This is a genomic window from Pseudoalteromonas sp. 1181_04, assembly GCF_052850545.1.
The window spans coordinates 62,072-82,269 of the sequence record NZ_VXCS01000002.1 but is presented as its reverse complement, the minus strand read 5'-3'; the positions used below and the strand labels follow the sequence as shown (position 1 = coordinate 82,269).

Annotated in this window: 15 protein-coding genes; 12 read left to right on the top strand and 3 right to left on the bottom strand. The window is 40.2% G+C overall.

Annotated elements, in window-relative coordinates; translation table 11 throughout:
* Window positions 1-100 precede the first annotated feature (100 nt).
* From FW757_RS01760 to FW757_RS01745, 4 genes are read left to right on the top strand one after another with little or no spacing between them, the layout of a single operon-like run.
* The gene (locus FW757_RS01760) at window positions 101-364 is read left to right on the top strand and encodes a PepSY domain-containing protein (protein WP_145233630.1); all 264 of its coding nucleotides are present in this window, start codon (window positions 101-103) and stop codon (window positions 362-364) included.
* A gap of 3 nt (window positions 365-367) precedes the next feature.
* The gene (locus FW757_RS01755) at window positions 368-1,042 is read left to right on the top strand and encodes a response regulator transcription factor (RefSeq protein WP_058558569.1); all 675 of its coding nucleotides are present in this window, start codon (window positions 368-370) and stop codon (window positions 1,040-1,042) included.
* Entirely contained in the window at window positions 1,036-2,373 is a 1,338-nt protein-coding gene (locus tag FW757_RS01750; protein ID WP_149980994.1) for an ATP-binding protein, read from the top strand. The genes FW757_RS01755 and FW757_RS01750 overlap by 7 nt, the downstream gene beginning before the upstream one ends.
* Window positions 2,360-2,770, top strand: a complete 411-nt coding sequence (locus FW757_RS01745) for a hypothetical protein (RefSeq protein ID WP_149980993.1) — start codon at window positions 2,360-2,362, stop codon at window positions 2,768-2,770. Before FW757_RS01750 ends, FW757_RS01745 begins: the two co-directional genes overlap by 14 nt.
* 12 nt (window positions 2,771-2,782) lie before the next feature.
* Here the strand turns inward: FW757_RS01745 and FW757_RS01740 are convergent, their stop codons facing one another.
* Window positions 2,783-3,823 (bottom strand): AI-2E family transporter, encoded by a 1,041-nt coding sequence (locus tag FW757_RS01740; protein ID WP_149980992.1) that lies wholly within the window; start codon window positions 3,821-3,823, stop codon window positions 2,783-2,785.
* A 134-nt stretch (window positions 3,824-3,957) separates the two neighbouring features.
* Between FW757_RS01740 and FW757_RS01735 the strand changes: the two genes are divergently transcribed.
* Window positions 3,958-4,851 (top strand): TIGR01777 family oxidoreductase, encoded by an 894-nt coding sequence (locus tag FW757_RS01735; RefSeq protein ID WP_182718899.1) that lies wholly within the window; start codon window positions 3,958-3,960, stop codon window positions 4,849-4,851.
* A gap of 220 nt (window positions 4,852-5,071) precedes the next feature.
* Window positions 5,072-6,121 carry a GGDEF domain-containing protein gene (locus tag FW757_RS01730; RefSeq protein WP_182718898.1) on the top strand — a complete coding sequence of 350 codons (1,050 nt, stop codon included), beginning with the start codon at window positions 5,072-5,074 and terminating at the stop codon, window positions 6,119-6,121.
* Window positions 6,122-6,180: 59 nt separating this feature from the next.
* On the opposite strand, the gene FW757_RS01725 is transcribed toward FW757_RS01730, so the two are convergent.
* On the bottom strand, window positions 6,181-6,645 hold the full coding sequence (locus FW757_RS01725) for a GNAT family N-acetyltransferase (protein ID WP_259398525.1): 465 nt from the start codon (window positions 6,643-6,645) through the stop codon (window positions 6,181-6,183).
* Between the two features lie 483 nt (window positions 6,646-7,128).
* On the opposite strand from FW757_RS01725, the gene FW757_RS01720 reads away from it, so the two are divergent.
* The 3 genes from FW757_RS01720 (at window position 7,129) to FW757_RS01710 (ending at window position 13,241) form a co-directional block, all read left to right on the top strand.
* Window positions 7,129-10,101 carry a TonB-dependent receptor gene (locus FW757_RS01720; RefSeq protein WP_446440807.1) on the top strand — a complete coding sequence of 991 codons (2,973 nt, stop codon included), beginning with the start codon at window positions 7,129-7,131 and terminating at the stop codon, window positions 10,099-10,101.
* A 106-nt stretch (window positions 10,102-10,207) separates the two neighbouring features.
* Window positions 10,208-11,743 (top strand): tryptophan halogenase family protein, encoded by a 1,536-nt coding sequence (locus tag FW757_RS01715; protein WP_446440806.1) that lies wholly within the window; start codon window positions 10,208-10,210, stop codon window positions 11,741-11,743.
* A 7-nt stretch (window positions 11,744-11,750) separates the two neighbouring features.
* On the top strand, window positions 11,751-13,241 hold the full coding sequence (locus FW757_RS01710) for a tryptophan halogenase family protein (RefSeq protein WP_182739221.1): 1,491 nt from the start codon (window positions 11,751-11,753) through the stop codon (window positions 13,239-13,241).
* A gap of 71 nt (window positions 13,242-13,312) precedes the next feature.
* Here the strand turns inward: FW757_RS01710 and FW757_RS01705 are convergent, their stop codons facing one another.
* A complete protein-coding gene (locus FW757_RS01705; protein WP_182739220.1) occupies window positions 13,313-15,889 on the bottom strand; it encodes a glycoside hydrolase family 3 protein in 2,577 nt (858 codons plus the stop codon).
* A 321-nt stretch (window positions 15,890-16,210) separates the two neighbouring features.
* Between FW757_RS01705 and FW757_RS01700 the strand changes: the two genes are divergently transcribed.
* From FW757_RS01700 to FW757_RS01690, 3 genes are read left to right on the top strand one after another with little or no spacing between them, the layout of a single operon-like run.
* Complete coding sequence (locus FW757_RS01700) at window positions 16,211-17,539, top strand: GH1 family beta-glucosidase (protein ID WP_182734311.1); 1,329 nt, start codon at window positions 16,211-16,213, stop codon at window positions 17,537-17,539.
* A gap of 43 nt (window positions 17,540-17,582) precedes the next feature.
* Window positions 17,583-19,109, top strand: coding sequence for an MFS transporter (locus tag FW757_RS01695; protein ID WP_182718893.1), 1,527 nt, complete (start codon window positions 17,583-17,585; stop codon window positions 19,107-19,109).
* Between the two features lie 58 nt (window positions 19,110-19,167).
* Window positions 19,168-20,169 carry a LacI family DNA-binding transcriptional regulator gene (locus FW757_RS01690; RefSeq protein WP_145233053.1) on the top strand — a complete coding sequence of 334 codons (1,002 nt, stop codon included), beginning with the start codon at window positions 19,168-19,170 and terminating at the stop codon, window positions 20,167-20,169.
* Window positions 20,170-20,198 lie beyond the last annotated feature (29 nt).

Here is a 20,198-nt window from a genome sequence, read left to right as displayed (position 1 = left end):
AACTCTGTTGTATTGAATCATCAGATTTAGTGATTTTTCACTTGAATTATAGCTACTTGGTTCATTAAACTATTCAGGTCTGGTTTAGGAGTTTCTCATCATGCGTACTGTGTTAGCTCTCAGCGTCGCCATCACTGTGCTATTTTCGAGTGTTTTTTCGACTAGTAGCCAAGCTGCATCTCAAGTCAATAAAGCTGAGATCAATAAAAAACAAGCTGTTGAGCTTGCTAAAAAAGTCGAAGATGGTAAAACTCTTAAAATTACCGTACTTAACGATATTTATACTGTAAGAATATTAAAATCGGACGGCCATGTCGTCGACGTTCATGTCAATAAAAAGACCGGCGAAGTGAAGAAGGATTAAGAAATGCGAATTTTAGTAATTGAAGATGATTTACACTTAGCAGACAATCTGCGTAATGCATTAGAAAAAGAACGTTATAGTGTCGATCTCTGTCATGATGGCGAAGCTGGTTTATTTCACATCACAGAATATCCTCTTGATATGGCGGTAGTTGATTTAGGCTTACCAAAAATCGATGGTATTGAACTGATCAATAAAGCCCGTGCACAAGGGGTCACCATTCCAATCCTGATTTTAACAGCACGTGACCGTTGGCAAGATAAAGTTGAAGGACTTGATGCTGGTGCTGATGACTATTTAACTAAACCATTTCATGTTGAAGAGTTAATAGCGCGGTGTAATGCGTTAATTCGTCGTAGCGCAGGTAAAGCAAATCCTGAAATGACTGCTGGGCCTATTAAAATTCATACCCGCTCACAACAAGTGTGGGTTGATGACCGAGAACTAAGTCTCACCGCATACGAATACAAAGTGCTTGAGTATTTAATGGTTAATCCACAAAAAGTGATTTCTAAATCTGAGCTTACAGAGCACATATATGATCAAGACTTTGATTTAGATTCAAATGTAATCGAAGTATTCGTACTGCGCTTACGTAAAAAGCTTGACCCTGATGGTACTTTAAATCCAGTAGAAACACTACGCGGACGCGGTTACAGGCTTAAAAGTCAGTGGTAGCATCGCAAATACCGTTAAAAGTAAGGCAAGGATTTATCCTTGTCTTTGTTTTATTAGTCGCTTTACCTATCCTATTCTTCTCTATTGGTAAGGCGTACTACGCTTCATTAGTCGAAGCCACCGAAAAAACCCTCGAAGCCCATTTATATTCTTTAATTTCAGAAGTCGATTTTACTGAGCGCGGCATTATCATGCCCAGCACTATTTTAGCTCCTGAATTGAATCGTTTAAATTCTGATACTTATGCGATGATCTATCGTGAAGAGCAGCCTGTATGGCACTCTGAGTCGGCGGTAAATGTTAACTTTGTGCCTGACGAACTAGAGACCAAAGCAGGCGCTGCCGATTTTCGTCGTGTGGAATATAAAAATACCGTGTATTGGCAACTTAGTCTCACCGTCATTTTAAATAACATTGACCAGTCAGAGCATGCCCGCTTTATTTTATTAAAACGCAACGATGCTCTACTGCGGTTAATGGATGGTTTTAAACAAACCCTTGTAAACTGGATGTACGTCATGGGTGTAGCCATTGCAGCATTAATGGCTGTGGGCTTTGTCTGGAGCGCGCGGCCATTGCAACGCTTGGATAAAGAAATAAAAGCCATTGAGTCGGGTGATATTCAAGAAATTAAAGGACTTTATCCTGTTGAGCTGCAAACCATAAAAGCCGATTTAAATTTATTACTCGAAACTCAGCAACGCCAAAAAGAGCGCTATCGTGCGTCTTTAAGTGACTTAGCTCACGCACTTAAAACGCCACTGGCAGTATTAAAATCGAGCCCGCTTGCCAACGATGCCGATGCCCAAGAGCAGCTTGACCGTATAAATGTGATGATCGAACACCAATTAAAACGTGCTGCAACAGGTGCATCTGATACTTGGAAAAAACAAACAGCCATTAAGCCGGTGCTCGATTCAATCCTCAATGCAATGAGTAAAGTTTACCGCGATAAAGATATTATTTTTACCCATGCGGTTAAAGACAAAGATTACTTTTTAGGTGACAAAACTGATTTACTCGAACTACTCGGTAACTTAATTGATAACGCCTGTAAAGCTTGTCGTTCACAAGTCGATATCCAAGTCATTCAAAAACGCAATCTCACCATCGCTATTAGTGATGATGGGCCCGGTGTGCCGATTGATAAACGCGAATCCTTACTTACTCGAGGTACCCGCTTGGACACCTACGAAAGCGGGCATGGTGTCGGTATGGCGATTGTGTCAGATTTAGTAAAGTCGTATCACGGTACCCTGACTATTTTAGATGCTGATACCTTAGGCGGCGCGAAATTTATTTTAGAGTTTAACTATAATGATAAAAAATAGTCGGTTAACAACAATCTCAGCACTACTTTTAGCACTGAGTACAACAACGTTTGCAGCAGAAGAGCAATGTACTGTCGTTGAGCAAGCAACACCTGATGAAGCTAAAAAATATATTCAATGTTTAGATAAACAAATAGAAAGCTTAACCCGCATTCAACAAACCTGGATAAATAAAATCACTTTAGATTTAAATAAGATCCAAGAAGATAGCGGTAACACTCAGTTACTACCAATCTTTAAACGTAGCATTATTAGTCATGATAAGTACGTGGAAGACAGCTGTAAATGGCGTTATTTACACAAAGTACCTAACGCCACCCAAGCTGCTATTGTATATAAACGCTGTGAATTGCGTATGTTAGAGCAGCACATCACTGTATTAAAACAACCTATCTAACCACCAGTGTGGCTATTTAGACGGTGACTCAATTTCTTCACCATTACCCAAAAGAGTCGCTAACCAACGTCCTTCATCACTGGTTTCTAGGGCAATTTTAACAATCATCGTCAGTGGCACCGATAATAACATACCTACAGTGCCAATCAGCCAGCCCCAAAAGATCAGTGATAAAAATACCACTAAGGTCGACAACCCTAAACCTTTGCCCATGTACTTTGGTTCGACTATATTACCCATCACGGTATTAATAGTTAAATAACCTGCACCTACGATCCCTGCTACCAAGGGTCCTTGTGTGATCAAAGCTAATAAAACAGCTGGGATAGCGGCAATAATAGAGCCAATATTAGGGATGTAATTAAACATAAATGCCATTACTCCCCATAACACGAAGTAGTCAACATTTAAGATCCACAGTAGTAGCCCGGCTAATACACCAGTACCAACACTCACCACTGTTTTGATCGCTAAATAAGAATTAATAGAATTTAAAAAACGGTCTATTTGCTGCATTTTCATATCAGGATCGTCTAATGCCATATGAATTTTATGACTAAGCATAGGCCCTTCAAAAAGCATAAATACCACAGTTAAAATAATTAAGAACAAATTTGCCATCACGCCACCTAAGCCAGTCAGCATACCGGTGGCAACATCAATCATTTTTCCCGGGTCGAACATTGATATAACTTGCTCTTTATTGAGCAAAATATTGTACTTGGCAGCAACATCAACCAACCAAATAAACTCATCCTGTAACTTACTTTTATATTCAGGTAAATGCTGTGAAAAGTCAGTCAATGATTGCCCGACTAAGCTTGCAAGGCTAACCCCTAAGCCAACCACCATCAACATCACTAACATAATCGCGATGCCTTTAGGTATTTTGTACCGACCAAAAAAACTTAATAAAGGACTACAAATAATGGCAATAAATGCTGCAAGTACAAACGGAATGACAATTACACTTGCCGCTTTAATACCGGCTAAAGCAACCACCAACGCTGCAAAGATAACTAAACTTTTGTTTACCCCAGTTAAACTAGCCAAACTACAATCCTTTAAAATATAAACTGCAGCTAGTGTATGTGAAAAGTCTGTAGAATGAAATATTTGCAAAGTGATCAAAGCAGCCTACCCTACGTATAACCAATAAATAATTACTAAAAGAGTTTTATACTGCTATGCATATCTTAATAACCGGCGCAACAGGCCTGATCGGTCTTCATTTGTGCCCTGAGCTGAACAAAGACCATCAATTGACAGTACTCACCCGCAATCCTGCAAATGCGACAAAACTGTTAGGTGAGAACATTCATGCGACTGACTCCCTTGAAGAGGTTGATTTTAATAATCTCGATTGCATTATTAATTTAGCCGGTGAACCCATCGTAAATAAACGCTGGAGCGACAAACAAAAACAAATACTGCGAGACAGCCGTATTTCGCTCACTCAACAAATTAGCGCTGCAATTAACCAATGCGATACACCGCCGCATACTTTTATATCAGGCAGTGCGGTCGGATTTTACGGTCGCCAATCAACCACCGTAATTGACGAAAGCTTTGTTGATGTGACCCCTGAATTTAGTCATCAACTATGCCATGATTGGGAACAAGCCGCCCTGCAAGCAGAATCAGTCAATACTCGAGTATGTTTATTACGTACCGGTATCGTTTTAGCTAACAATGGTGGTGCATTAGCCAAAATGTTACCACCATTTAAATTAGCACTAGGTGGTCCTATTGCTGATGGCCAGCAAGGCATGTCATGGATACATATCGAGGATATGATTAATTTAATTATACATATTATCAATAACGTGCAACTCAGCGGCGCAATTAATATGACCGCTCCAACACCTGTATCAAATAGCGAATTTAGTCAAAGTTTAGGTAAGGTATTAAATCGACCAGCAAAAATAACTATGCCTGCATGGGTACTAAAATTAGTAATGGGTGAAATGGCAGATTTGCTGCTTTACGGACAATATGTACAACCAACTAAAGCACTTGATAGCAACTATTGCTTTCGTTATAAAAAATTAGACAGTGCACTTACAAACCTATTACAATAAATGCAGCAATTTAATACTACCTTGCTATTTAAATACTAATACATAATAATTATAACAACAGTGACTAAAGCAGCTCGATTAAACAAGGCAGATTCATAATGCTACATTTACCTACTGTGATGAGCATATCATTACTTTTGAATGTCCTGATCGGCGGCTTTTTTTTACCGTTTATAATTATAAAAAACAACCCTGTTATTTATACTTAGGCGGGTCGTGTATGGTATTTGTGGCCGCGCAAATTTTAGCATGCCTGCGAATAGTGCTCGATAACCCTTTTATTACGCACTATCTGGCTGATATGTGCATCATAATTAGTCCTATACTCGCTCTTATTGGTTTGCAGAAAGTAACTAACCTCACTAAAAATACTAACCGGCACTTTTTAACCTTAGTGATTGTCAGTGCAATTGTGTTACTACCAATCTATGCTATTACAGCAGGCCAATTGGTGACAAGTATTGTTATTGCAACACTCTTTATTTACGGCGCATGTTTAGTTCATAAGATGAAATGCGTAGCACCAATGCAACAAAAAATCTTGTCCGGCTGTTTTATTAGCCATTGTTTGATCATGTATATACAAGCATTTATGTTATTAGCTCCTTTGGTTAGTAATTCTGCAACTGATTATAGTCTTTGGCTACAAATAATTTTAGTAAGCCATGTCATTCTAGCGACTGCTACAGCTTTGGTATTGCCGTTTTTATTATTTGTAAATATTGAAGAAAACCTTCAGCGACTAGTCAATCACGATGTGCTCACCCGCCTCTTAAATCGACGTGGTTTTTTTATGCAAGGTGAAAAACTCCTCAAACAAGGCGTTGCATATCAGCAATCATTTTCGATAGTTATGATCGATATTGATTACTTCAAAAGTGTTAATGATAAATATGGTCACAGCACAGGTGATACCGCTATTAAATGGATCGCGCAACATATCATGGCACAGCTAAATGATAACGATATTGCTGCGCGAATTGGTGGTGAAGAGTTTGCTTTATTACTCCCTGATCAATCTCTTAATCAAGCTCAGGTAACTGCTCAAAAACTCTGTGATGCAATTAGAGGGCATAGCTTACGTTTTAAAGGAAACACTATTAATTTATCAGTAAGTGTGGGAATTAGCAGTAGTTATGATGCCAATGCTTCAATTAAAACACTGTTAGATCAAGCCGATAAACGCTTATATATCGCTAAAGCAAAAGGCCGAGATCAAGTGGTTATTAGTGATCAACAAACCGACCATGTTGCCAACGGTGTTATGTAACCGAACTGAATTGTAATTTTTTAAGCACTGAGTCCACTGAGTATAACCACTGATTAAACTTAGCCTGGTGTCTTTGTCATATACAAACAATTAGCAAGTGGTATTGGCTCTGGGTAATCAGCAAGCACAAAGCCAAGTTTTTTATACGCTTTAATCGCACTTTTGTTATGAGCTAATACAAATAAAGAACATGTTTGCGTAGCTAAAGTTAATTGACCTAGTTCACTGAGCTGCGTAATTAGTGTTGCTACAATGCCACCACCACGATACTCAGGGTTAACCACTAACCTACCTAGATGACAACGACCAATACGTAAATAAAACTGACCAAAAGCCATTAGCGTATTATCATCAGCAAGCAATACAAATGAGTTTATTTCATCAAGTTTTAAACCCTTTTTGAAAGAATTAAAATCGTACGGGTATCTAAAATTAGGCCCAGCCCATGCATGAACTTCTTCTTCATTTAAAAACCATGACATGATTTCTTTTATGTGGGTATTTCTGACGTGAGTTAACAACATAACGACTCTTACTTAATCTCGGGAAGTACGATATATTCCATGTTAATTGATAACAAACAATACGTTATAAATATACCAACCGCAATTAGATAATAACAATAAGGTACTTTTTACTTATGCTAATTGCTACTCCATCATTCAATTAGCCTCCCGTTTAAGTTCAGTTGTTTTCATATTTATGGGCATAAAAACCATGCGAACACTCATTTACCTAATAAAGTTACAAAGATGAAAATAAAAAATAATTGACCGATAATTATATATAAAACAATAAACACCACATCCAAACAAACAAATTTAATACATTTTAGCTGCAATAAATTAAACACAGTTGTTGACGCAACATAAAAATTACACTAGCCTTTCTGGAAGCGCTTCCACAGAAATTAATACAAGCCACTATGGAAGCGCTTCCACACACAGTGATACCGCCGCATTTTTGTGGCGAGTAAATAATAATGATAACAGTACGAGGGAAGTCTAATGTCCAAGCATATTTTAATGAAAACAAAGTTAGCCACCAGCTTATCTTTGATTTTAGGTGCCGCAACCACTATGTCTACGTTTGCCGCCGAGGTTGAACAACAAAGTGAATTAGAAGTGATTCAAGTCACCGGTTTTAAAGGCAGTATCAAAGAATCAACTCAGCTTAAGCGTTACTCTTCTGGGGTTGTTGATGCCATTTCTGCAGAAGACATTGGTAAATTTCCAGACACTAATTTAGCTGAATCGCTGCAACGCATTACCGGTGTTTCAATTGACCGCAGCAATGGTGAAGGTTCTAAAGTGACGGTGCGTGGTTTTGGTCCAGATTATAATATGGTGACATTAAACGGACGTACAATGCCTGCGGCCTCTCTTCCTGCTGGTGGTGGTGCTCCAAACTCTCGAGCCTATGATTTTGCTAATCTTGCCTCAGAAAGTGTGAAATCAGTGGAAGTATATAAAACAGGTAAAGCAAGCATCGCATCTGGTGGCATTGGTGCAACCATTAATATCAATACTGCTCGTCCGCTTGATAACCCTGGCCTAGTTGCCAATATTGGTGTTAAAGCACAGCACGATACAACTAACCGTGTCGGCGATGATGTTACTCCAGAAATTTCAGGGATCTTTAGCTGGACAGATGAAGATGCTAAATTTGGTGCTTCACTCACAGCAAGTATGCAACAGCGTGATAGTTCAGCAACCGGGGCATTTGTTGGCGAATGGCGCACCACAGAATATGATGGCACCATCCCTCAAGCAGCAGATGACATTGTATTAGAAAATGCTCCTGCGATGGGCCAGTATTATTCAATGCCATCAGACTTGCGCTACACCATTGCAGATCGTGAGCGAACTCGTACTAATGCTCAATTAACATTGCAATACAGCCCTATTGACTCGTTTACCACAACACTTGATTATACTTACTCACAGCAAGAGTTATTTGAAGCCCGTGCAGAGCAATCAATTTGGATGGACAACTATAAAACCCATTTAACATTTGATGACAATGCTGTTAAAACACCGATTTATTACCGTGAAGAACGCCGCGACTTATCTACTCGCGACTTAGGCTTAGCATTACAAGAGCAAAATCAAGTAAACGAAAATAATTCAATCGGTTTAAACCTTCAATACTACTTTAGTGATCAACTGAACTTTACGTTTGATGCCCACAGCTCAAAAGCTACCAGCAAACCCGATGCGCCTTATGGTAGTTGGATAAATGCAGGCTTAGGTGCCAATGTCGTGGCCGCACAACAAGTTGACTTTAGCCGTGACTTACCCTCTATGGTAATAGATTTCGATGACTGTAGTCGCACAAATCTAAACTGCTCAGGAGCGCTTGATCAAGCTGATGTAGGTAGCTCAATTTTAGATGCAAACTTTGCAAGTCAAGAATCAACCGTTGATGAATTTCGACTACACGGTAGTTATCTCATAGACAACGGCAGTATCGACTTTGGTATTGAGTCACGCTCAATGGAAAGTCACTCTTTACAATCGCTAACACGTAATACAATGGGTAACTGGGGCATTGAAAACCCTGGTGAACTACCCGATGGCTATTTAGATCCAACTAATTTTTTAGCCGAATTTGATGATTACGATACCAGTGGTTCATTTGATCAAGGCTTTACCGGTAGTGCTTCACAAATTGGTTACTGGGCGGCAGATCAATACGGGTTCAATTTTGCGGCTGATGGCGCCTTTGCAACAAATCGCACTATTGAAGAAGATATTCAAGCGGCATTTGTACAATATAATTACAGTAACGAAATCAATGGTATGGTATTTAACCTTGTGATTGGTGCGCGCTATGAAACAACCGATATTACCTCAACTGCTAATATTGATTTACCTGATGCAGTTGCATGGGAAGGTAACAACGACTTTAATGTGCGTTACGGCACCAATAAAGATGACTATTCCTTGAGCTCAAGCTATAACCATTTTTTACCTAGCTTAGATTTTAACATTAACGTTATTGAGGATGTGACTCTTCGCGCCTCTTACAGTACCACTATTGCCCGCCCTACTTACGACAATTTAAGTTCTGCGGCAACGGTAGGTGTACCTACCGGCCCTTCGATCATTCCAGGCACCACTAATGCACCAGCAGCAACTGGTAACCCTAGCCTTGTCCCACTTGAATCGAATAATTTTGATGTATCTGCTGAGTGGTACTTCACTGATCTAAGTTATGTGTCGATTGGTTACTTTAATAAAAAAGTAGATAATTTTATTGGTCTATCACCAATGACTCAAAACTACTACGGCTTACGCGATGCATCTGCGGGTCCAAGAGCACAAGCAGCCAAAGCAGAGCTTGAGGCACAAGGTATTGCGTTTACCGATTCAAATTTATTCCAAATGGTTGCTGCAATGGAAAATGGTGTAGCATTTGACTCGATGAGCTATGAAGAATTTGAAGCCGCTTACGACGTTCTACCAAACAGTGATGACCCAATGATGGACTTTACGGCACAAGTACCAACCAACAGTAAAGATGCCAAAATTGATGGTTATGAATTTGCTATACAACACTTCTTTGGCGACACGGGTTTTGGCTTACAAGCTAACTACACCATAGTAAATGGTGATATTGATTATAATGTAGCCGCTGATCCAACCGTCACACAATTTGCCCTTGTTGGCTTAAGCGACACAGCTAACTTTATAGCCATGTACGAAAACGATAAGTTTCAGGCGCGTATCGCCTATAACTGGCGTGATAAATTCTTAAACAGTGCTGCCCGTTACGTTAACGAGCCGGGCTTTACAGAAGAGTATTACCAAATTGATTTTAATATTGCTTACAACTACAGTGAACAAATGTCGTTCTTTGTCGAAGGGCTTAACATTACTGAACAAAATATGCGCCAACATGGCCGGTATGAAGCACAGTTATGGAATTTAGAACAAAATGGTGCACGCTATAATATTGGTATGCGTTATAACTTCTAAGCAAGGGTTATTGACTCATTAACGCCATGAGTATTAAGCCGCTAGTTGTTAGCGGCTTTTTGCGTTGCAGGTTAATAGCAATTTTATTAAAACAACAGAGCACACAATGAATAATAAAATACAACACATTGTGGTATTAGGTGGTGGCGCAGCAGGTTGGCTAAGTGCAGGGCTATTAGCCGCTGAACACCCTAAAAAAAAGATTACCTTAATAGAGTCTGCAAACATTGCTATTTCAGGTGTAGGCGAAGGCACTTGGCCGTCTATGCGCAATACGCTCAAGCGAATTGGTATCGAAGAAATAGATTTTATACGTCACTGTGATGCTTCATTTAAGCAAGGTTCAAAATTTATAAACTGGCGTAACATAAATATAGGCGAAAACTACTATCATCCGTTTATGACTCCCGAAGGCTATTTAGAAACCGATTTACACGCTTACTGGCAACATCATGCAAGCACTCAAAAATATGCCGACGCCGTTAATATGCAAAGCTTTGTTTGCCAAGCAGCACTTGCACCTAAGCAGTTACACACACCAGAATACGCGGCGGTCACTAATTACGGCTATCATCTTGATGCCGGTAAGTTTGCCACATTTTTAAAACACCACTGCGTAGAAAAACTCAATGTGCATCATATTATTGATGACGTCATCGAAGTAAAAAATAGTCATGACGATTATATTCATTCACTCACCACCATAAAGCACGGTGACATAGACGGCGACTTATTCATTGATTGTACCGGTGCTCGGGCGCGTTTGATTGGTGAGCACTATGGCGCAACGCTTATCACACAAGATCATATTCTTTTTAATAATAGCGCTATCGCTGCACATCTCCCTTATAACGATAATCAACAAGAGATCGCCTCAGCCACTTTATCAACGGCGCAGCCACATGGTTGGATCTGGGATATTGGTCTACCGAGTCGTCGTGGTATCGGTTATACCTATAGCGATAAATACTGCGATGAACAAACCGCTGTGAACACCTTAAAGAGCTATGCTGCGCTATCTGTTGGTGAACAAGTCGCCGAGCAAATACAAACTCGCAAGCTGAGTTTTCTTCCTGGTTACCGCACACAGTTTTGGGTAAAAAACTGTGTTGCTGTTGGTATGTCGCAAGGTTTTATAGAGCCACTTGAAGCATCAGCACTGGCGATGGTGGAGCTTTCAATCAGCATGTTAAGCGAACAAATGCCGCAAAACCGTACTCATATGGACTTGCTGGCTAAACGATTTAATCAGCGCTTTAGTTATCGCTGGCAGCGAGTAATCGACTTTTTAAAGTTACATTACATATTAAGTGAACGTGATGATAGTCAATACTGGCGTGATATAAAAAAACCATCGAGCATTCCTACTCGTTTGAATGAATTGCTGGCACTTTGGCAATATCAACCACCAAGCAGGTTTGATTTAATTGAAAACGAAGAGGTATTCCCCTCTGCCAGCTATCAATATGTATTGTATGGAATGGGCTTTCACACGCAAAATACAACAGCAGAAAATACCTTTAATAACGCTAAAGCTGGGCAGTATTTTTATCAGCAAAACCGTGAAAAAATTGCCAAATACTTACAAGGGTTACCAACAAATCGCGCATTATTAAATCAACTTTTAAACAATAAGGCTTAACCTGACAATGACACACAACAAACCTATAAAAAATGTGGTGATCGCTGGCGGTGGTACAGCTGGTTGGATGGCTGCGGCTGCATTCAGTAAACTCGTTGGTAAAAATATCAATGTCACCCTTATCGAATCCGACGACATTGCTACGGTTGGTGTTGGTGAAGCTACTATTCCACCGATCCGCACTTTTCATAAATTACTTGGCATAAATGAGCAAGCATTTATGAAAGCTACCCAAGCAAGCTTTAAATTAGGGATCAGTTTTGAAAACTGGGGCGAAAAAAACACCGATTATATTCACTCATTTGGCATGACGGGCAAAGAATGCTGGGCAGGTGAATTTCATCATTTTTGGCTACACAGCTTAACATTAGGACTTGAATCCGAGTTTGGTGATTACTGTTATGAACTGCAAGCAGCTAAACAAGGTAAGTGTGCTTTTAATCAGCAAAATCCAATTAATTATGCATTTCATATGGATGCGAGTCGTTATGCATTATTCCTACGTGAATTTTCAGAACAACTAGGGGTTAAACGTCTAGAGGGAAAAATAATCCACGTTAATAAATGCGCCACTTCGGGCTTCATAAACAGCCTAACTCTTGCAGATGAAAGTATCGTAAATGGTGATTTTTTTATTGATTGTACCGGCTTTAATGGACTACTTATTGAACAGGCTTTGCATACCGGCTATGAAGATTGGTCACACTTACTGCCGTGCGATAGCGCAATTGCAGTACAAACTAGAGCCATTAGCGATGATATAGTGCCTTATACCCGCTCAATTGCACATGATGCAGGCTGGCAGTGGCAAATTCCTCTGCAACAGCGCGTAGGTAATGGTCTAGTGTATTGTAGCCGTTATTTAAACGATACTGATGCAAAGCAGCTTTTACTCAGTAATATTCAAGGTGAAACTCTCACTGAACCCAAAGTAATTAAATTTAAAACTGGCCGCCGACGCAAAGGCTGGAACAAAAACTGCCTTGCTCTGGGGCTTGCCAGTGGCTTTGTTGAACCCCTTGAATCTACCAGTATTCATTTAATTATGTCGGGCATTATTCGCTTTATCCGGCTATTTCCATTTGATGGTATTACCGAACAAGCAATCCACGAATACAACAAACAGCTAAAAAGTGAGATTGAAAACATTCGTGATTTTATTGTCTTGCATTATAAAGTCACTGATCGCACTGATAGCGAATTTTGGCGTCATTGTAAAAATATGGAAGTGCCTGATACCCTTGTTCATAAAATTAGTTTATTCAAAGAAACTGGGCGGGTATTTTTAGATGACGGCGATATTTTTAGAGTCGACTCATGGGTGCAAGTAATGTTGGGTCAAGGTCTCAAACCCAAACAATACCATTTAATTGCAAGCCTGATGAGTGATGATGAGTTAAGCCACTTTCTGAACAGTATCAAACAGCAAATTGCTCAACGCGTGGCACAATTGCCAACACATAAAGCATTCTTACAACAATATTGTCTTGCTGAATAATCTGAGTGAGCATAAAAAGCCCTTTAAAAACGTAAAGGGCTTTGCACAACACAACAAAATCAAAGACTAAGTTAACTATCTGGGCAGATAATTGTTGCCTGTTTTGCTCCTTCTGGCACAAAGTTGATATTCGCCACAGAAACCGAACCGTTACCCGTGATCTGTAATGAAAATGGGCTAGTCACTCTTGAAAAATCAACGCCTTGCTCAGTAAAGCAGGTTAAGTCTATGCTGAGTGTTTGCCATCTATTTAATGTAGCCTTTTTGAGTTCTGCGCTGATATCAACACGTCCACCACAACCATGCTCGCAACTCATAGCAACAAATAATGGAGCAGCAAATTCGCTATTTATCTTGTAATCAAAACTCAGCGCTGAGTTTGCTTCGATATAAGCCACTTTATCTTCAGTGAAGTTACTATTGATTTCGGCTGTAGTAAGGCCTATACCTGTAAATACAAATGCCATTGCATCTTCTTGAATATTTTTATCTTCAGTACGATAACTAATACCAGCTAATTCAACGCTATTGCTAGCTACTTGAACTTGCTGCTGTGCTGACTTTAAAAACAATCGCCATGGATCAGTCAGCACGCCATTAAAAATAGCCATATTAGGCAAACTAGCTATATCAACACCTGAGTCTTCATTTAAATTATCTGCCAGGGTATTTTTATCTGTATAGGTTAAACCAAAGCCATAAGGAAATAGTGGCGAATAGTCTACATCATCTCTATTTACTGCGGTTTGCAGTGGTGATTTTGGCCATGAAAACGACAATTTACCAGTAAAGTCATGCTGAATATCACCTCCTGCGTCAGTTAATAATACATCGGCCACACCTTGTCCTTCTGTACCCGGTAGCCATGCGGCGACAAACGCATCAGAGGCATTTAACTCAGCGTTAACCCACATTGGTCGACCTGAAATGAATACCGATACGACCGGCACGCCTTTTGATTTAAGCTGTTTTAATAACGCTAACGACTTTTTATTATTACGCTCAAACTCAAGATTATCCCTGTCACCGTGGCCTTCTGCATAAGGTTCTTCTCCAAACACCACAATCGCCACATCAGGTTTTTGTGTAAAGTGTCCATCAGGACTTAAAATGGCCTCTCCACCTGCGGCCGTGATCTGCGCTTTTAAACCCGCAAAGATTGACGTAGCACCAGGGAAATCGGTATTTTCGTTATTGGTGCCTTGCCAAGTAATACTCCAGCCCCCCGCTTGCTTAGCAATATTATCTGCGCCATCTCCGGCAATTAATACTCGTGAATTAGCCGCTATCGGCAAAGTATTGTTGTTGTTTTTTAATAACACCAGTGATCCACGCACAGCTTGTCGCGCAATATCGCGGTGCACTTGCGCGCCAATTAACTGCGTTTTACCTGAGAACTGACGTTTTGCAGGGCTCGGTTTATCAAATAAACCCGCTCTTAGTTTGACTCTTAAAATACGCGCAACAGCATCGTCAATTCGGCTCATGGCAATTTCACCGGCTTTTACTTGCGCTATCGTATTTTCATAAAGTGGTTTCCACGCCCCCGTAGGAACCATAAAAATATCAAGCCCCGCGTTTACAGCCTGTGGGCAGCTTTCGTTACTACAACCTACAACTTGTCCGTGGCCATTCCAATCACCAACAACAAAGCCATCAAAGCCCATTTTCGTTTTCAGTACATCGGTAAGCAGGTATTTATTGCCATGATTTTTCTTACCATGCCAGCTATTAAACGACGCCATAACAGATTGACTACCAGCCGACAAACCACCAATGTAGCCTTGAGCATGAGTATCAAACAAGGCTTGCTCTGAATCGATATTGTTACCTTGATCGTCACCATCGACGGTACCGCCATCACCTAAAAAGTGTTTAACTGTGCTAATCACCCGCTTATGACTTAAAAAATCACCATCTGCATGGCCTTGCAAGCCGTTAACAATGGCAACTGAGTACCGGCGGACAATCTCTGGATCTTCAGAATACCCTTCATAAGTTCGACCCCAGCGGTCATCACGTACAACAGCAACAGTCGGCGCAAATACCCAATCAATACCAGTAACCATCACTTCGATTGCCGTCGCAGCGGCTATTTTTTCTATTAAAGCGGGATTATTTGCTGCGCCTAAGCCAATGTTATGTGGAAATAACGTTGCACCAATCACGTTATTATGACCATGTACAGCATCGGTGCCCCACATGGTAGGAATATCGATGCCATCAAGAGAATCGTCAACCGATGCTTGATACATCTGTTCAGCAAGTGCAATCCAATCTTGTGGTGTGGCATGTTTATTCGCGTTCGGAAATGAGCCTCCGCCATTTAAATACGAGCCAAAACCATATTTACGCATATCATCAGTCGTTATATCGCGGATCTCAGGTTGAATCATCTGCGCAACTTTTTGCTCTAATGTCATCGTCTGCAAGTACTGAGCAATCTTAGACTCAATTTGCGGATCAGCTCGAACCACATTATTCAGCTTTGGCCAAATAGCTAGCGATTGTTGCTGCTGCATTTGTTCAACAGCTCTATTATTTTGAGACGTATCTTTACTTTCGCTTGCTGAACAACCAGCCAGAGTAACTAATCCAGCTAACAAACTTAGTGTAGGTAACTTAGCTGTGTGTAAGTGTGTTTTCATTTTTATATACCTATCTATTATCAACTCATTGCTGCTTAAAAGACTCTAAGTACCTGCTGTATTACAAAAGCGAGACCAAGCGGTTTATTCATCTAAGCAACGGTAGAACTATTTTTTGTCATCATTGAAATTAAAATTTAACTGTTGACCTGTTAAGAAATAGTCACTAACCTAAATATGGAAGCGCTTCCTTAAAGTCATTAAATACCATCTATTGGCATTAATCAAATTAAATATGGAAGCGCTTTCAGATATGTTAGCTTTAAAAGCTAAAAATAACAGCATCACGGACTATAAAAAGAAAGCAGAGGTTTTCTATTAATGAAACAATTATCTTTACCTAAACACTCGCCGCTACTGAGCAAAGACTTCACTTTTGGCGTAGCAACTGCTTCATTTCAAATTGAAGGTGGTGCAGCAGATCGTCTGCCATGTATTTGGGACACCTTTTGTGCTCAAGACGATAAAATTGCCGATAACTCAAATGGTCTAATCGCCTGTGAACACTACACTCGTTGGCCTCAAGATATTGAGTTAATAGATTCTCTGGGCGTTGATGCCTATCGTTTATCAATTTCTTGGCCACGCGTAATGCATCAAGATGGTAGTTTAAATCCATTAGGTGTGAAATTTTATACTGATCTTCTAGATGAACTTAAACGCCGCAACATCAAGGTATTTGTCACTTTATATCACTGGGATCTACCGCAGTATTTAGAAGATCAAGGCGGCTGGTTAAATCGTAATACCGCCTATGAATTTGCTCACTACACAGATCTTATTAGCAAAGCGTTTGGTGATCGTGTTTATTCATATTCAACCTTAAATGAACCTTTTTGCAGCTCTTATTTAGGGTATGAAATTGGTGTGCATGCCCCAGGTATTGTCGGTCGGGAATTTGGCCGAAAAGCTGCCCATCACTTATTACTAGGTCATGGTTTAGCGATGCAAATGCTGGCTAAAAATAGCCCACAGACACTTAATGGTATCGTACTCAACTTTACTCCCTGTTACCCGGTAACACAAAGTGACGCAGATCTTAAAGCCACAGCCTTTGCTGATGATTATATTAACCATTGGTATATGCGCCCTGTAATGACTGGCAAATACCCAGATATTATTGAGCAACTTCCAGCAGAGCAGCGTCCAGATATTCACCCCGGTGATATGGAAATTATTGCGCAGCCATTAGATTACCTTGGCGTTAATTTTTATACGCGTTTACATTACCAAGCAAGCGCTGATGATTTTTATGACGAGCGCCCACATCAAGGCCTATTAACTGATATTGGTTGGGAAATTTACCCGCAAGCACTTACTGAATTATTAGTATCGTTAAATGAGAAATATACCCTACCACCGATTTATATTACTGAAAATGGCGCAGCAATGGCCGACAAGATGATAGATGGTAAAGTTAACGATTCAGATCGCATAGCTTACTATCAGCAACACTTAAACGCATTGCATAACGCAACTGAACAAGGTGTGGTGATCCATGGCTACTTTGCATGGAGCCTAATGGATAACTTTGAATGGGCTGAAGGCTATTCAAAGCGATTTGGTATCGTTTATGTTGATTATCAAACTCAACAACGTACTGTAAAAGCCAGTGGCCTTGCGTATAGTAGTTTAATTACTAGCCGGTAAACTTAGCTAGTGCTCCTTTAAAAACAACAATAAGAAACACACAGTGAACAAAATTCCTTTATACGAAAAAATCGGTTATGCGATGGGTGATGCCGGAGCCAACTTGGTTTGGCGAGGTGCACTTGCCTACCTAGCAGTATTTTACACTGACACATTTGGCATATCGGCTGCGGCCGCAGCTATGTTATTTTTGGTGGTTAGGTTATCCGATGGTGTAACCGATATCATTATGGGAATGATTGCAGACAGAACCACCACTCGGTTTGGTAAATTTAGACCGTGGATTTTATGGTCTGCTCCTTTTTTAGGACTGTTCATGGTGTTGTGTTTCACCACACCTGATTTCAATGACACCAACAAGTTAATTTACGCCTACATTACCTACATAGGCTTAACGTTAGCTTATACGGTGAGTAACGTGCCTTACTCTGCATTAATGGGAGTAATGAGTCCAGACGATACCGAGCGCACGAAACTATCGAGTTTTCGCTTTGCCGGAGCCTTTGCAGGCGGTTTATTAGTGATGGGCTTTTTACCTGAACTGGTTGCTTATTTTGGCGATGGCGATAACGCCAAAGGTTATCAGTTAACCATGTACTTATTTGCAGCATTACTAATTGTTTTGATGGTGATCACTTTTGTTAGCACCAAAGAGCGGGTAATCCCCCACAAAACAACCAGTGGTAATTTAAAATCAGAGCTCAAAGATTTAACTAAAAACTTACCCTTTATTATTCTGCCATTATTGGCAACTACCTTGTTCTTTTATTATCGCGAAATCTACAGTGGGCTATTTTTTGCATTTATCATGACTATGATGACTGTTGTGATAAAAAAATTACTCAACAAAGATCATCAAAATCTCACCGGAACTCAACGTGATATGGTTGATTTGCTCACCAACAAGCCTTGGTTAATTTTATTAGGCATGGGCTTTTTGACCATGATGTTCAACGGTATAAAGTATGGTGTAATTGCTTATTACTTTAAATATCAGGTTGGCAGCGAACTGATGGCAGGCCAATACTTCGTTGCGTTATTAGTGGTGTCTATCCTCGGCGCTCTTGCCACTGGTAAACTTGCCGAACTAATAGGCAAACGTAATTTATTTATCATCTCTTTAATATTAAGTGGCTTATTAACCACAGCATTTTATTGGGTGCCTGCTGACAACATTGTTGCCATATTTACTTTTGGGTGTGCAGCTGAATTTTTTGCTGCCATGATGCCTACCCTGTTTTTTAGCATGTTAGGGGATGCTGCCGATTATTCTGAGTGGAAAAATAAACGCCGCGCCACGGGCTTAATTTATTCCGCAGGGACGTTTGTGCAAAAAACTGGCGGCGGTTTCGCTGGGGCATTAGTATTAGTGGTATTGGCAGGCTATGGCTATAACGGCATGAACGAAGCAACCATTACGCAATCATTACCTGGCATGCAACTATTAATGAGTTGGATCCCCGCAGCATTTGCTTTTTTAGGTGCCGCCTTGATGCTTATCTATCCGTTGACACCCGCAATGACGCAGAAAATCACGGAAGACTTGGCTTTTAGACGCAGTAATGTGTAAATTATATTTCATTATCAATACGTTTTTATAAAGTGCGAATAATCACGCTAGGAAATTAATGGCTACAATTTATCAAGTATCAGAACTTGCAGGTGTCTCTCTCTCTACGGTATCAAGGGTTCTGAACGACAATGATTATGTAAGTAAAAAAACCAAGAAAAAAGTGCTCGAAGCAATGCAGCAACTTGGCTATCAACCCAGTTCTATTGCCCGTTCTTTAGCATCGAGTCGTACCAGTAGTGTTGGTGTTTTAGTCTCTGAACTAGACGGCCCATTCTTTGGCCAAATGATGTCGGCGATAGAGCAGCAACTTCGTGCCGCAGGTAAGCATGTTATTATTACCGCAGGGCACAGTGACGAAGACAAAGAGAAAAATGGCTTTGAATTTTTAATCAGTCGTAACTGTGATGCCATAATTGCCCATGTGGAAATAGTATCGGACGAATATCTAATTGAACTTAGTAAGGGAAAAATCCCCATTTATTTAATGAGCCGTTATGTTGAGGAAATTAAAGACAACTGTATTAGTCTTGATAACGTTCTGGGCGGTTATCTTGCCACTAAAACGATGATCAATAAAGGTCACAAAAATATTGCTTATATTGCGGGTCCACAATTTAAAGTTGATGCGTCAGACCGACTCGTAGGACATAAAAAAGCGCTTGCTGAATACAATATAGCCTTTGATGAAAGCCTTTTTTACATTGGCGACTTTAAAGAAACCGGCGGCAATGATGGCTTAAAACATTTTATTGAAAATAAAGCGCAATTTAGCGCAATTGTCTGTGCCAATGATGAAATGGCCTCAGGTGCGATGAAGTTCGCCAGAGAACACGGTTTTAATTTACCGAAAGATCTCGCCATTATGGGCTACGATAACGTGATTTTCACCAATTACCTTTACCCAACTCTAACAACCATAGATAACCCAGTCCCAGAGATGGGCAGAATGGCGGCTAACCTTGTACTTAAAGACATTTACAAACGCCCTGGCATTACAATTAATCGTGTATTCCAGCCGACTCTCGTTTTAAGAGACTCCACGCCAGATATTAATTAATGCGGTAAAATCATTCGTTCACTAGGTTG

Bases quoted from the DNA above. Each gene is read 5' to 3' on its own strand.
- FW757_RS01760 (WP_145233630.1), top strand. From the start codon at position 101: ATGCGTACTGTGTTAGCTCTCAGCGTCGCCATCACTGTGCTATTTTCG.
- FW757_RS01755 (WP_058558569.1), top strand. From the start codon at position 368: ATGCGAATTTTAGTAATTGAAGATGATTTACACTTAGCAGACAATCTG.
- FW757_RS01745 (WP_149980993.1), top strand. From the start codon at position 2,360: ATGATAAAAAATAGTCGGTTAACAACAATCTCAGCACTACTTTTAGCA.
- FW757_RS01735 (WP_182718899.1), top strand. From the start codon at position 3,958: ATGCATATCTTAATAACCGGCGCAACAGGCCTGATCGGTCTTCATTTG.
- FW757_RS01730 (WP_182718898.1), top strand. From the start codon at position 5,072: ATGGTATTTGTGGCCGCGCAAATTTTAGCATGCCTGCGAATAGTGCTC.
- FW757_RS01725 (WP_259398525.1), bottom strand. From the start codon at position 6,645: ATGTTGTTAACTCACGTCAGAAATACCCACATAAAAGAAATCATGTCA.
- FW757_RS01720 (WP_446440807.1), top strand. From the start codon at position 7,129: ATGTCCAAGCATATTTTAATGAAAACAAAGTTAGCCACCAGCTTATCT.
- FW757_RS01715 (WP_446440806.1), top strand. From the start codon at position 10,208: ATGAATAATAAAATACAACACATTGTGGTATTAGGTGGTGGCGCAGCA.
- FW757_RS01710 (WP_182739221.1), top strand. From the start codon at position 11,751: ATGACACACAACAAACCTATAAAAAATGTGGTGATCGCTGGCGGTGGT.
- FW757_RS01705 (WP_182739220.1), bottom strand. From the start codon at position 15,889: ATGAAAACACACTTACACACAGCTAAGTTACCTACACTAAGTTTGTTA.
- FW757_RS01700 (WP_182734311.1), top strand. From the start codon at position 16,211: ATGAAACAATTATCTTTACCTAAACACTCGCCGCTACTGAGCAAAGAC.
- FW757_RS01690 (WP_145233053.1), top strand. From the start codon at position 19,168: ATGGCTACAATTTATCAAGTATCAGAACTTGCAGGTGTCTCTCTCTCT.